This window comes from Micromonospora sp. BRA006-A, assembly GCF_033433935.1.
GTDB classification, from domain to species: domain Bacteria; phylum Actinomycetota; class Actinomycetes; order Mycobacteriales; family Micromonosporaceae; genus Micromonospora; species Micromonospora aurantiaca.
This window is the reverse complement of record NZ_JANCLW010000001.1, coordinates 2724265-2739512: the sequence shown is the minus strand read 5'-3', so window position 1 is coordinate 2739512 and position 15248 is coordinate 2724265. Positions and strand designations below refer to the sequence as shown.

General features: G+C 72.5%; 2 protein-coding genes and 1 pseudogene. 2 read left to right on the top strand and 1 reads right to left on the bottom strand.

All coding sequences use genetic code 11. The features are described 5' to 3' along the window. A pseudogene (locus NMK34_RS12875) lies at positions 1-11180 on the bottom strand (SDR family NAD(P)-dependent oxidoreductase); the annotation flags it as partial. A 55-nt stretch (positions 11181-11235) separates the two neighbouring features. Between NMK34_RS12875 and NMK34_RS12865 the strand changes: the two are divergent. Then, positions 11236-12738 carry a condensation domain-containing protein gene (locus tag NMK34_RS12865; RefSeq protein ID WP_318333560.1) on the top strand — a complete coding sequence of 501 codons (1503 nt, stop codon included), beginning with the start codon at positions 11236-11238 and terminating at the stop codon, positions 12736-12738. A 127-nt stretch (positions 12739-12865) separates the two neighbouring features. Continuing rightward, the coding region (locus NMK34_RS12860) for a non-ribosomal peptide synthetase (RefSeq protein WP_318333559.1) at positions 12866-15248 on the top strand (2383 nt) is incomplete at its 3' end.

The window sequence follows — 15248 nt, the reverse complement described above, 5'->3', positions numbered from 1 at the left end:
CAACCCCGCCACCGCACCACGATCCGCCACATCACAACCCACCACCGACACCCGCACACCCAAACCCTCCAACCGCCCCACCAACTCACCCACACCCGGCGCACCACCACCACGCCGACTCACCAACACCACATGCTCCGCACCCACACCCACCGCCCACAACGCCACCCGCGCACCCAACGCCCCCGTACCACCCGTCACCAACACCGTCCCCGACAACCGAAAACCACCAACACCCGCATCCGCACCCGCACCCGCCGGAGAACCCGCACGCACCAACCGCCGCACAAACACACCCGACGACCGCAACGCCACCTGATCCTCAACCCCCGACAACAACACCCCACACAACCAACCCCACACACCACCACCCAACACACCCGGCAAATCCACCAAACCACCCCACCGCAACGGCACCTCCAAACCCACCACCCGACCCAAACCCCACACCGCAGAACCCGCGACATCCGCCAGCTCGTCCGAGCCGCCGACCGACACCGCCCCGCGCGTCAGCCACCACAACCGGCCCGACCCACCGACGTCGGTCAGCGCCTGCACCACGGCCAGCGCCGTCGACACCTCGGCGGCGGCCGGAACCGGGGACGCCTCCCGCGGCTCGGCCAGCGACAGCAGGGACACCACGTGGGCGTCCCGGGCGTCGGAGCTCATCGCCTCCAGCAGCAGCCGCGCCACCCGGTCGCGGTCGGCGCCGGCCGGGATCAGCACCGGGACCGCCCGGTCGGCCCGGGCAGCCAGCGCCGCGGCCACCGGGTGGTCCTCCTGCCCGGGCGCCATCAGCAGCAGCCAGGTTCCCGCCAACGTCGCGGAGTCCGGCACGGCGGCCGTACGCCACGTCGCCCGGTACCGCCAGGAGTCGACGACCGCCCGCTGCTGCGTCGCCCGCCGCCACCGGGCGAGCTTGGGCAGCAGCGCCGTGGACGGCTCGTCCGCGCCCACGGCGAGATCCTCGCCCAGCACGCCGAGGTCCCCGGACTCGACCGCCGCCCAGAACTGCTCGTCGGACGGGGCGTCGGCCCGCTCCGGAGCCGAGCCGGGCTGGGGATCCTCCAGCCAGTAGCGCTGCCGGTCGAAGGCGTAGGTGGGCAGTTCCACCGCGCGCGGCCGGGTGCCGGTCTGGCCGAGGTACGCCGCCCAGTCGACGGCCATGCCGGCGGCCCAGAGCTGCCCGGCGGCACTGGTGAGGGTGGTGACGTCGGGCTGGCTGCGGCGCAGCGTGGCGACGTACCGCACGTCGTCGGCCGTGTCCGCCTCGGCGGCCATGGCGGTGAGGACCGCGTCCGGGCCGACTTCCAGGAAGGTGTCCACCCCCTGTGCCCGCAACGCCACCACACCGTCGGCGAAGCGCACCGGCTGCCGCACGTGCCGCACCCAGTAGCCGGGCTCGGTGATCTCTGCGGCGTCCGCCACCGCGCCGGTCACGTTCGACACGATCGGGATCCGCGGCGCCCGCCAGTCCAGCCCCGCCACCACCGACCGGAACTCCTCCAGCATCGGCTCCATCAACCGCGAATGAAACGCGTGACTGACCGCCAGTTCCTTGACCCGCCAACCCCGCTCACGACAGCCCGCCACCACCACCGCAACCTCGCCGACGGCACCCGACACCACCACCGACGCCGGACCGTTCACCGCCGCCACATCCACACCCGCACCCGACGCACCGAGCAGCTCGGCGACAGCCTCCTCCGACGCGCCCACCGCCGCCATCACCCCACCAGCCGGCAACGCCTGCATCAACCGACCCCGCGCCGCCACCAACGTGCACACATCCGCCAACGACAACATCCCCGACACGTACGCCGCCGTCACCTCACCGATCGAATGACCCGCCAGGAAATCAGCCCGCACACCCCACGACGACAACAACTCCCACAACGCCACCTCAACCGCGAACAACCCCGCCTGCGCGAACACGGTCCGATCCACCAGAGCCGCAGTCTCCGTACCCGGCTCGGCGAACACCACCTCGCGCAACGCACGCGGCAACAAGCCGTCGAAACGCGCGCACACCTCGTCGAACGACGCCGCGAACACCGGAAACGCGTCATACAGCTCCCGGCCCATCCCGGCACGCTGCGAACCCTGACCCGTGAACAACACCGCCCGACGACCCACCGACACCACACCCGACACCGCCGGCCCGCCCTCGGCCACCGCCGACAGACCGGCAACCAGCTCGTCCACCGACGAGCCCCACACCACCGCCCGGTGCTCCAACGCCGCCCGGGTCGTCGCCAACGACCACGACACGTCCGCCACCGCAAGGCCGGACCGTTCCCGCACGAACGACGCCAACCGTCCGGCCTGACCCGACAGACCCCGCTCCGAACGACCCGACACCACCCACGGCACCGGCAACCCGACCGGCGCGACGGGCGCGACCGGTGCCGGAGCGGACTCCGGCTCCGGCTGCTCGATGATCACGTGCGCGTTCGTCCCCGAAATGCCGAACGACGACACACCCGCACGCCGGGGACGCCCCACCCCCGGCCACTCACGCGAGGCCGTCACCAGCTCCACCGCACCCGACGACCAATCCACATGCGACGACGGCACGTCCACATGCAGCGTCGCCGGCACCACCCCATACCGCATCGCCAAGACCATCTTGATGATCCCGGCCACCCCGGCAGCGGCCTGCGTATGACCGATGTTCGACTTCACCGACCCCAGCAACAACGGCACATCCCGACCCTGCCCATACGTCGCCAACAACGCCTGAGCCTCGATCGGATCACCCAACGACGTACCCGTACCGTGCGCCTCCACCACATCCACATCAGCCGCCGACAAACCCGCAAACGCCAGAGCCTGCCGGATCACCCGCTGCTGCGACGGACCATTCGGCGCCGTCAAACCATTCGACGCACCATCCTGGTTCACCGCCGTGCCCCGCACGACCGCGAGGATCCGGCGCCCGTCACGCCGCGCGTCCGACAGCCGCTGCACCAGCAGCACGCCGACGCCCTCGGACCAGCCCGTGCCGTCCGCGGCGTCCGAGAACGACTTGCAGCGGCCGTCGGCGGACAGGCCGCCCTGGATCGAGAACTCGGCGAACGTGCCCGGTGAGGCCATCACGGTGACGCCGCCGGCCAGGGCCAGGTCGCACTCGCCGGACCGCAGCGCCTGCGCCGCCAGGTGCAACGCCACAAGCGATGAGGAACACGCCGTGTCCACAGTCACCGCCGGACCCTCGAACCCGAACGAGTACGCCACCCGACCCGACAACACGCTTGTCGCGTTGCCGGTGAGCAGGTGGCCGCCGACCTCCTGGGCCCGACCGACCGACCCGCTGGCGTACCCCTGGAAGCTGGCCCCGGCGAAGACGCCGACCGCGCCGCCCCGCAGGGTGGTCGGGTCGATGCCCGCCGACTCGACGGCCTCCCACGAGGTCTCCAGCAGCAGCCGCTGCTGCGGGTCCATGGCGAGGGCCTCCCGCGGCGAGATGCCGAAGAACTCGGCGTCGAACTCGCCGGCGTCGTAGACGAAGCCGCCCCTGCGGGCGAAGGACGTGTCGGACAGGCCGCTGCTGAGGAAGCTGTCCCAGCCCCGGTCGAGGGGGAACTCGGAGATGCCGTCGCGTCCAGTGGCGAGCAGTTGCCACAGTTCTTCCGGGGACGCGACGCCACCCGGGAGGCGGCAGCCCATGCCGACGATCACGATCGGGTCGTCGTCGACGGTGGCGGCCCTGCGGTCGGCCGGCGCGTCGCCTGATGCTCCGAGCACGGTCTCCCGGATGAAGGCGACCAGAGCGGCCGGCGTCGGGTGGTCGAAGACCAGGGTGGAGGGCAACGCGAGGCCGGTTTCGGCGGTCAGCCGGTTGCGCAGCTCGACTGCGGTGAGCGAGTCGAAGCCGAGACGCTGGAACGCCCGGTCCGGCCGCACCGCCTCCACGGTGGCGTGGCCGAGCACCGTGGCGACCTGGGAGCGTACGAGGTCCAGGAGGGACGCCTCGACCTCCGGCGGCGTCAGGGCCGCGAGCCGCTCGCGCAGTGCGGAGGTCCGATCGGTGGGGCCGGTCTCGGCTCGGGACGCCGCCTCGATCGCCGCCTGTGCTTCGGGGATGTCGGTGAACAGACGCGACGGACGCAACGCCGTGAACGACGGCACAAACCGATCCCACCGCACATCCGCCACCACCACCTGCCCCTCACCACCATCCAACGCCCGCTGCAACGCCGCCACCGCCAACTCCGGAGCCATCCCCGGCAAACCACGCCGACTCAACTGCTCCCCCGCCACCCCCACCGCCATACCCGCCTCAGGTGCGGCACCCGCGCCCCGATCGCGTCCAGCCCTTCGATCAGGCCGTACCGCCAGCGGTGACCAGTCCTGCGATTGATCCCGACCAGCCGGCACGCTTCACTCGTACTCACACCCCGCGCCCACAACGCCACCCGCGCACCCAACGCCCCCGTACCACCCGTCACCAACACCGTCCCCGACAACCGAAAACCACCAACACCCGCACCCGCACCCGCCGGAGAACCCGCACGCACCAACCGCCGCACAAACACACCCGACGACCGCAACGCCACCTGATCCTCAACCCCCGACAACAACACCCCACACAACCAACCCCACACACCACCACCCAACACACCCGGCAAATCCACCAAACCACCCCACCGCAACGGCACCTCCAAACCCACCACCCGACCCAAACCCCACACCGCACCACCGTCCAGGTCGGTCAGAGGCTCGGAGTCGCCCACGGAGACGGCACCGCTGGTCAACCACCACAACCGACCCTCGACCTCGGTGACTGCAAGCGCCTGCGCGACCGCCAGTGCCTCGACGACACCGGCGCCGGCCAGCGACATCAGCGAGATCATCCCGGCGACCGGTCCTGCGGCCGCCGAGGCGGCGGACAGCCGACGGGCGATCCCGTCCCGGTCCAGCTCGTCCAGCACCACGGGGATCATCTCGGCGCCCCGCTCAGCCAGCCCGGCCAGCAACGGGTGGTCCTCCTGGCCGGGGACCATCAGCACCAGCCAGGAGCCGGTCAGGTTCTCGTTCCCGGTCACGTCCTGGCGCCGCCACACCACGCGGTAGCGCCAGGAGTCCACCGTCGACCGCTGCTGTGCGGCCCGCCGCCACTGCGCGAGCTTCGGCAGGACCGCGCTGAACGGTTCGTCCGCGCCGACACCCAGCTCGCCGCCGACCACGTCGGGGTCGCCGGACTCCACGGCCGCCCAGAACCGCCCGTCGAGAGCTTCGCCGTGCGCGTCCCGGCGGGCCGCGGGCGCCGCCTCGGGCCAGTACCAGGTGTGGTCGAAGGCGTACGTGGGCAGGTCGACAACCCCGGGCCGGGCGCCGGCCTGACCGTGGTACGCAGCCCAGTCGACCGGCACACCCGCCACCCACAACTGCCCCAACGCCGCCGTCACCGCAGCGACCTCCGACTGGTCCCGCCGCGACGCCGGAACCCGCCGCACCCCGGCATCAGCGACGATCTCCGCCACCATCGCCGTCAACGTCGCATCCGGACCCACCTCCAGGAAGGTGTCCACCCCCTGTGCCCGCAGAGCAGCCACACCGTCGGCGAACCGCACCGGCTGCCGCACGTGCCGCACCCAGTAGCCGGGCTCGGTGATCTCTGCGGCGTCCGCCACCGCGCCGGTCACGTTCGACACGATCGGGATCCGCGGCGCCCGCCAGTCCAGCCCCGCCACCACCGACCGGAACTCCTCCAGCATCGGCTCCATCAACCGCGAATGAAACGCGTGACTGACCGCCAGCTCCTTGACCCGCCAACCCCGCTCACGACAGCCCGCCACCACCACCGCAACCCCGCCGAAGGCACCCGACACCACCACCGACGCCGGACCATTCACCGCCGCCACATCCACACCCGCACCCGACGCACCGATCAGCCCGGCGACAGCCTCCTCCGACGCACCCACCGCCACCATCACCCCACCAGCCGGCAACGCCTGCATCAACCGACCCCGCGCCGCCACCAACGTGCACACATCCGCCAACGACAACATCCCCGACACGTACGCCGCCGTCACCTCACCGATCGAATGACCCGCCAGGTAGTCGACCCGCACACCCCACGACGCGAGCAACTCCCACAACGCCACCTCAACCGCGAACAACCCCGCCTGCGCGAACACGGTCCGATCCAACAGAGCAGCAGCTTCCGAACCCGCCTCCGCGAACACCACGTCCCGCAGCGCACGCGGCAACAAGCCGTCGAAACGGGCGCACACCGCGTCGAACGACGCCGCGAACACCGGAAACGTCTCGTACAACTCCCGGCCCATACCCACACGCTGCGAACCCTGACCCGTGAACAACACCGCCCGACGACCCGCCGACACCACACCCGACACCGCCGGCCCGCCCTCGGCCACCGCCGACAGACCGGCAACCAGCTCGTCCACCGACGAGCCCCACACCACCGCCCGATGCTCCAACGCCGCCCGGGTCGCCGCCAACGACCACGACACATCCACCGGCGACAGGGACCGGGACCGCACGAACGACGCCAACCGCCCCGCCTGACCCGACAGGCCCCGCTCCGAACGACCCGACACCACCCACGGCACCGGCAGACCGATGGACGCGCCCTGCTGATCTCCATCCCGTTCGCGGCGACCGGCGTCGGCAGACGCGGGATCCGGCAGCCCGTCCGCCGATCCGCCCCGGTCGGTCTCGCCGCGCTGCTGCGCACCCGAGGGGTGGACGGACTCCGCCGCCGCCACCGGCTCCGCAGCCGACGCGGCCGCAGGCCCCTGCACCGGCCGCGAGGCAGGCTCCGCCGCCAACTCTGGCTGCTCGATGATCACGTGGGCGTTCGTGCCGGAGATCCCGAACGACGACACACCCGCACGCCGGGGACGCTCCACGCCCGGCCACTCACGCGAGGACGTCACCAGCTCCACCGCACCCGACGACCAGTCCACATGCGACGACGGCACATCCACGTGCAACGACGCCGGCACCACCCCATAACGCATCGCCAAAATCATCTTGATGATCCCGGCCACCCCGGCAGCCGCCTGCGTATGACCGATGTTCGACTTCACCGACCCCAGCAACAACGGCACATCCCGACCCTGCCCATACGTCGCCAACAACGCCTGAGCCTCGATCGGATCACCCAACGACGTACCCGTACCGTGCGCCTCCACCACATCCACATCAGCCGCCGACAAACCCGCAAACGCCAGAGCCTGCCGGATCACCCGCTGCTGCGACGGACCATTCGGCGCCGTCAAACCATTCGACGCACCATCCTGGTTCACCGCCGAACCCCGCACCACCGCCAACACCCGACGCCCCTCACGCCGCGCATCCGACAACCGCTGCACGACGAGGACGCCGACGCCCTCGCCCCAGGCGGTGCCGTCCGCCGAGTCGGCGAAGGCCTTGCAGCGGCCGTCCGCCGACAGCCCGCCCTGGCGGGAGAACTCGATGAAGGCACCCGGGGTGGCCATCACCGTGACGCCGCCGGCCAGCGCGAGATCGCACTCGCCGGACCGCAGCGCCTGCACCGCCAGGTGCAACGCCACAAGCGACGACGAACACGCCGTGTCCACAGTCACCGCCGGACCCTCGAACCCGAACGAGTACGCCACCCGGCCCGACAACACGCTCGCGGAGGCGCCGGTCGCGCCGAATCCGGCGAGCGCCTCCCCGGCCTGGCGTACGACGGCCTCGTAGTCCTGGCCGTTGGTGCCGGCGAACACCCCGACACGGCTGCCGCGCAGCGCGAGGGGTTCGATCCGGGCGTCTTCGAACGCCTCCCAGGAGACCTCCAGCAGCAGCCGCTGCTGCGGGTCCATGGCGAGGGCCTCCCGCGGCGAGATGCCGAAGAACTCCGCGTCGAAGCCGCCCGCGTCGGCCAGGAACGCCCCGCGCGAGACGTAGGAGTCGGTTCCGGCCAGATACTCCAGGTCCCAGTGCCGGTTGGCCGGGAAGTCCGACATCGCGTCGGCACCGGCCGTCAGCAGATCCCAGAGCCCCTCCGGGGACTCGGCTCCGGCCGGGAAACGGCAGCCCATGCCGACGATGACGATCGGGTCGTCGCCCACGACGGGGCCGGTGGCGGCGGGGACGGGCAGCGCCTGCCCGCCGAGCAGCTCGGCGTGGATGTGGCCGGCCAGGGCCGCCGAGTTCGGGTAGTCGAAGGCGAGCGTGGTCGGCAGCGCGAGGCCGGTCGCCGCGTCGAGCCGGTTGCGCAGCTCGACCGCCGCCAGTGAGGTGAAGCCGAGGTCCTGGAACGCCCGGTCCGGCGCCACCCGCTCGACGGACTCGTGGCCGAGCACGGCCGCGACCTCGGCGCGTACCAGCTCACCGAGGACGCGCAACTGCTCCGTGCCGGGCATTCCCGACAGGCGCAGGCGCAGGTCGGCCGCCGGCACTGGGGCGTCGGCGGGCACCGCCGCGCCAGCCTCGGCCAGCAGGTCGCGGACCAGCGGGTGGGCGCGCCGAGGACCGGTGGCGGCCACCCGGGCCCAGTCGATGTCGGCCACGACGAGGTACGTCTCGTCGCGGTCCAGCGCCCGGCTGAAGGCGCGCACGGCTGTCTCCGGCGCCATCGCGCCGAAACCGGTACGGCTGAGCCGCTGCTCGAAGTCGCCCGCGCTCACCCCGCCGTCGGCCCACAGGCCCCAGGCGAGCGAGGTGCCAGGCAACCCCTCGGCGCGGCGGCGCTGTGCCAGGGCGTCGAGGAACGCGTTGCCCGGCGCATACGTGGCCTGGCCGGCGGCGCCCATGAGGCCGGCGAGGGAGGAGAAGAGGACGAAGGCGGAGAGGTCACTGCCCCGGGTCAGCTCGTCCAGGTTGCGCGCGGCGTCGACCTTCGCCCGCAGGGCGGTGGCCAGCTGGTCGACACTCACGGCGTCGACGACGTTGTCGTCGAGGGCCGCGGCGGTGTGCACGACCGCGCTCAGCGGAAGCTCGGCGGGGATCGAGTCGAGCAGCGTCGCGAGCGCGGCCCGGTCGGCCACGTCGCAGGACGCGAGGGTGACCCGGGTGCCGAGCCCGGCGAGTTCCTCGGCGAGGGCGGTCGCGCCGGGCGCCTCGCCACCCCGCCGGCTGACCAGGAGGAGGTGTTCGGCTCCTTCGGCGGCCAGCGTGCGGGCGACGTGTCCCCCGAGTGCCCCGGTGCCGCCGGTGATCAGCACCGTACCGCGCGGCGTCCAGGAACCGCGCGCACCGGTGTCGCCGTACGTCGCACGAACGAGCCGGCGGGCGTGGCCGCCGGCGCCGCGCAGGGCGATCTCGTCCTCCCGGCCGGTGCCGGCGATCAGCGTCCGGAGCATGCGCACGACGCCCTGGTCGGGCTGCTCGGGGAGGTCGACGAGCCCGCCCCACCGGTGCGGGTGCTCGGCGCGCAGCACGCTGCCGAAGCCCCACGCCATGGCCTGCACGGGGTCGGCGTGCCGGTCGCGGGATCCGACGGAGACCGCGCCGCGGGTGGCGATCCAGAGCCGGGCGGTGATCCCGGCGTCGCCGAGGGCCTGCGCGAGCGCGACCGTGCCGGCGAGGCCCGTCGGCACGGAGGCGGCCCCGGCGTACGGCCGGGTGTCGAGGGCCAGCAGGGAGAGGACGGGCAGCACGTCCCCGTCGCGGCCGGTCGACGCCTCGGCGAGGTCGTGGGCGAGGCGCTTGCGGTCGCACGTGGCGTCGATCTCGACGATCCGCCCGCCGGCGGCGCCGAGGGCGGCGGCCCAGTCCGTCACGGCCGCGTCGGCGTCGGCCGGTACGACGAGCAGGAAGTCGGTCGCCTCGGCGCGGGCGTCGTCGTCCGTGAGCGGCTGCCAGGCCACCCGGTAGCGCCAGGAGTCGAGTGCCGCCTCGGCGTCCCGGCGGCGTCGCCAGGTGGACAGCGCCGGCAGCACGTCCGCGAGGGGGGCGTCGGCGTCGACGGCCAGGCTCTCGGCGAGGGTCGTCAGGTCCTCTGCCTCGATCGCCCGCCAGAAGTCCTCGTCGGCGGCGGTACGCCGGGCGGCGGGGGGACGGTAGGACCGCGTCGCGGCATTGATCCAGTAACGTCGATGATCGAAGGCGTACGTGGGCAGGTCGACCACGCCGGGCCGGGCGCCGGTCTGACCGTGGTAGGCAGCCCAGTCGACCGGCACACCCGCCACCCACAACTGCCCCAGCGCCGCCGTCACCGCAGCGAGCTCCGACTGGTCCCGCCGCGACGCCGGAATCCGTCGCACCCCGGCATCAGCGACGATCTCCGCCACCATCGCCGTCAACGTCGCATCCGGGCCGACCTCCAGGAAGGTGTCCACCCCCTGTGCCCGCAGAGCAGCCACACCGTCGGCGAACCGCACCGGCTGCCGCACGTGCCGCACCCAGTACTCCGGATCCACCAGCTCCAACGGATCCGCCACGGCACCCGTCACGTTCGACACCACCGCGACGCGCGGCACCCGCCAGTCGAGCCCCGCCACCACCGACGCGAACTCCTCCAGCATCGGCTCCATCAACCGCGAATGAAACGCGTGACTGACCGACAGTTCCTTGACCCGCCAACCCCGCTCACGACAGGCCGCCACCACCACCGCAACCTCGCCGACGGCACCCGACACCACCACCGACGCCGGACCATTCACCGCCGCCACATCCACCGCCGCTTCCGCAGCATCGATGATCCCCCGCACCGCGGACTCGGGCGCACCCACCGCCGCCATCACCCCACCAGCCGGCAACGCCTGCATCAACCGGCCCCGCGCCGCCACCAACGTGCACGCATCCGCCAACGACAGCACCCCGGACACGTACGCCGCCGTCACCTCACCGATGGAGTGACCCGCCAGGTAGTCGGCCCGTACGCCCCACGACGCGAGCAACTCCCACAACGCCACCTCGATTGCGAACAGGCCCGCCTGCGCGAACACGGTCCGATCCAGCAGAGCCGCAGTCTCCGTACCCGGCTCGGCGAACACCACCTCGCGCAGCGCACGCGGCAACAAGCCGTCGAAACGGGCGCAGACCTCGTCGAACGACGCCGCGAACACCGGGAACGCGTCATACAGCTCCCGGCCCATCCCGGCACGCTGCGAACCCTGACCCGTGAACAACACCGCCCGACGACCCGCCGACACCACACCCGACACCGCCGGCCCGCCCTCGGCCACCGCCGACAGACCGGCAACCAGCTCGTCCACCGACGAGCCCCACACCACCGCCCGGMSRCATCGCCGGTTTCGCGGCCTTCCTCGTCTCCTACGTCGTCGCCGAGCGACGGTGCTCGGGCTGGACCGGGTCGGGGCACTCGACGGGTTCTTCCACCTCGGCGGCACGTCGTTGCAGTCCGCCGCCGTCGCCGTCGCCCTCGATGAGGCCAACGACGTGGTGGTGCCCGTCTCGCAGATCCACCGCACGCCCACCCCGCACGAGCTGGCTCGCTGGCTCGCCACCGCCCCCCGCCGCCCCGGGGCCGAGCCGGCGCCGTCCGTCACCGGCCGTCCCGGCCCGTCGAAGCCCGTCCCGCTGACCCCGTCCGTCGCGAAGTGCGTCGTGCTCCCCTTCGAACTGGTCTGCCCGACCACCTGGTGGATCGAGGGTGAGCTGGACCTACGAGCCCTCATGGCCGCCCTCGGCGACATCCACCACCGCCACCAGGCCCTACACGCCCGCTACCGGCGCACCGACCCACCAACCGCAATCATCCCACCCAACCCCGGCATGCCCCAGCTACGGCTACTCGCCGACGCCACCACCGAACACGACGCCCTCGACCAACTCGCCGAAGCAGTACAACAACCCCTCGACTACACCCAGGGCCGCAACTGGCGCGCCGCCCTCATCCGAAACAAAACCACCAACCGAATCCTGTTCGGCATCGGCATCCACCACATCGCCTTCGACGGCTGGTCATACGGACTACTCGTACGAGACCTCAGCCACGCCTACACCGCACGACACACCGGCCACAAACCCACCTGGACCCACCCCGCACCCACACTGCACCAGTCCTACGACGAACACACCCGCCTCCGCAACGCCGCCGACCTGCAAACCCAACGAACCTACTGGCGCGAACAACTACGCGACCTGCCCCGCCAAGGCGAAGGCCCGGCCACCGCGCCCCTGGAGCAGACCCTCGCCTGGGGACCGAAGGCGGGCCACACCGTCACCGTCACCCCCGAGGTGCTCGACCGCTGGGACCGGGCCGCCCGCGACCAGCGCTTCAGCCGCTCCAGCTACTTCGTGGCGGCCTTCGCCTCGGCGCTGCGCGCCATCCATCAGCAGGACGACATCGCCCTGCTGATGGTGGTGGCCAAGCGCGGCAGCCGCGTCCTCGACTCCGCGTTCACCACCCGGCTCAACCTCAACTGCGTGCGGGTGCGCTTCGACGGGCCGCAGGACGACAAGCTGGTCCTGCGGGTCGACGAGACGATCCGCGATCTCATGCGGGCCCAGGACGTTCCCTTCGCGGAGACCGCCGACGATCCCGCCGCCGGGCTCTCCGGCGAGGTGGTCGCGAGCCTGCCGACGTTCGTGTTCCAGGACAACGTGGTGGTGCCGCTGGAGCTGCCCGGCTGCCGGGCCGAGGAGGTCGTCGACCCGTACGCCCGGGAGGTGCCCAACGGGCTCACGGTCGAGGTGCTGCCCCGCGTCGACCATGCTCTCCTGCGCGTCACCATCCGCACCGACTACCTGCCGTACAGCTTCGCCGAGGAGCTGAACCACCACATGCTGCGCTTCCTCGAAGACGGGCCGGCGGGTACGCCCACCGCCGGCTGACCGTCCGCCCCTGCGTACCGGACCGCTCGTCGCCGCGTGGCACGCGGCCCGTTGTCCCGAGAGTTCGTGGTTGTCCCTCCCGGCGCACCCCTCTGGGTGGCGCCGGCCCTGATCGGAGGCTGGCTCAATGTCTGTCGGAATCGTCGGTGCGCAGGCCACGGATGTCGCTGGGCCCGGCTTCGAGATCCTCGACCTGATGGGGGACCTGCGCCGGCCGGCCGTGTGGCCGGCCCGGGCGGCCTCCGCGTACCGGCGGGTCGACCTGCCCGTCCCGGCGGGGGCGCGCTCTCCCGGCCCGGTGCTGCTGGCCGGTCTGCTGGGGGTGCTGGCCCGGTACACCGGCCAGGCCGAGGTGGCGGTCGGCCTGTCGTCGGGCGGCGTGCTGCGGGTCGACGTCGCGGACGAACCGGGCTTCGGCGAGCTGACGTCGCGGGTGGCCACGGCGCTGGCCGGACCGGTCGCGCGCAGCGCGGGCACGGCGGGGCCGGTGGTGGTCGGGCTGGTGGACGCCCCGGTGGCCGAGGTGGGGCCGGACGTGGTGGACGTGGACATCGTGGTGACCGTCGCGGGGGACGGGTCGGCGCTGCGGGTGGACTACGCCGCCGACGGCTTCTCGGCGGACTGGGTGCGGGGCCTGGTGGACCAGACCGTGTCGTTGCTGTCGGCCGGGGTCCGGGAACCCGGGGTGCCGCTGGGCGCGCTGCCGCTGCTGGGCGCGACCGAGCGCGAGCGGCTGCTCGCGTGGGGCCGGGGCCCGGCCCGCCCGGTGCCGGGTGTGCCGCTGCACGAGCTGGTGCTCGAATGGGCGCGACGCACGCCGGACGCGGTGGCCGGCGTCGCCGCCGGGGAGGTGCTGACGTACGCGGAGCTGGCCCGTCGCTCGGGGGAGTTGGCCGCGCGGCTACGGTCGATGGGCGTACGGCCCGGGGACGTGGTGTCGCTGGCGCTGGACCGCAGCATGTGGACCCTCGTCGCCACCCTGGCGGTGCTGCGGGCGGGGGCGGCGTACACGCCGATGGACGTGTCCTGGCCGGCGGAGCGGATGCGGATGCTGCTGGCCGACCACGGCGCCCGGGTCGTCCTCACCGTCGGCGAGGTCGCCCCGCGTGTCCCCAGCCCTGACGGCGTACGGGTCGTCGCCCTCGATGCCGACCGGCCCACCGTGACGGCGGCCGAGGCGGCCGACCTGCCGGTGGTGGCACCCTCCCGGCCGGCGTTCGTGATCTACACGTCCGGCTCGACCGGGACACCGAAGGGTGTCGTGCTGACCCACGAGCACCTGACGAACTTCGTCACCTGGATGCGGGAGGAGTGCGCGGTCGGGCCGGACAGCCGGATGCTCCATTCCTGTTCCCCGGTCTTCGACGTGGCCCTCGGCGAGATCTACACCGCGCTGACCTCCGGTGCCCGCGTCGTCGTCAGCTCCCGCGACGATCTGCTCGACGCCCGCCGGTTGACGGAGCTGATCGCCAAGGAGCAGGCCACCCACGCGTTCTGCCCACCCACGAACCTCGCCGCCGTCGATCCCGCCGACTGCCCCAGCCTGACGTGCGTGACCCTCGCCGGGGAACCCATTCCGCCCCGCATGGCACACCGCTGGACGGCCGCCGGTGCCCGCCTGATCAACGCGTACGGGCCCGCGGAGGCATCCGTCGCCTGCACCTGGTACGACGCGTCGAAGGGCTGGCCCGGCGCGTACGTGCCCATCGGCCGCCCCATGCCCAACCGGCAGATCCGCGTCGTCGACGCCAATCTCGACCTCGTCCCCATGGGCGTCCCCGGCGAGATCCTCATCACCGGCGCCGGCGTCGCCGACGGTTACCTCAACCGTCCCGAACTGACCGCCCAGCGGTTCGTCACCGACCCGTACGGCGGCGGGACCGCCTACCGCACCGGCGACCTCGGCCGGTGGAACGCCGCCGGAGCGCTGGAGATCCTCGGCCGGATGGACCACCAGGTCAAGGTCAACGGCATCCGGATCGAACTCGGTGAGATCGAGGCGACTCTCGAACAACACCCGGACGTCGGCACCGCCGTCGTCACCCGTCGCGAGGACCAGGGCACCGCCCGGCTCGTCGGCTACGTCACCGGACGCGACGGCCGCGTCCCCGTCACCGCGGACCTGCGGGCACACGCCGCCGCGGTGCTCCCGCCCTACATGGTCCCCGCCGTGATCATGGTCCTGGACCGGTTCCCCACCGGCGGCACCGGCAAGATCGACCGGCGGGCGCTACCAGAACCGGGCTCGCGCCGTCCCGACCTCGACGTGCCGTACGCCGAACCGGCCACCGACTCCGAACGCCTCGTCGCGGGGATCTTCGCGACGGTGCTCGGGCTGGACCGGGTCGGGGCACTCGACGGGTTCTTCCACCTCGGCGGCACGTCGTTGCAGTCCGCCGCCGTCGCCGTCGCCCTCGATGAGGCCAACGACGTGGTGGTGCCCGTCTCGCAGATCCACCGCACGCCCACCCCGCACGAGCTGGCTCGCTGGCTCGCCACCGCCCCCCGCC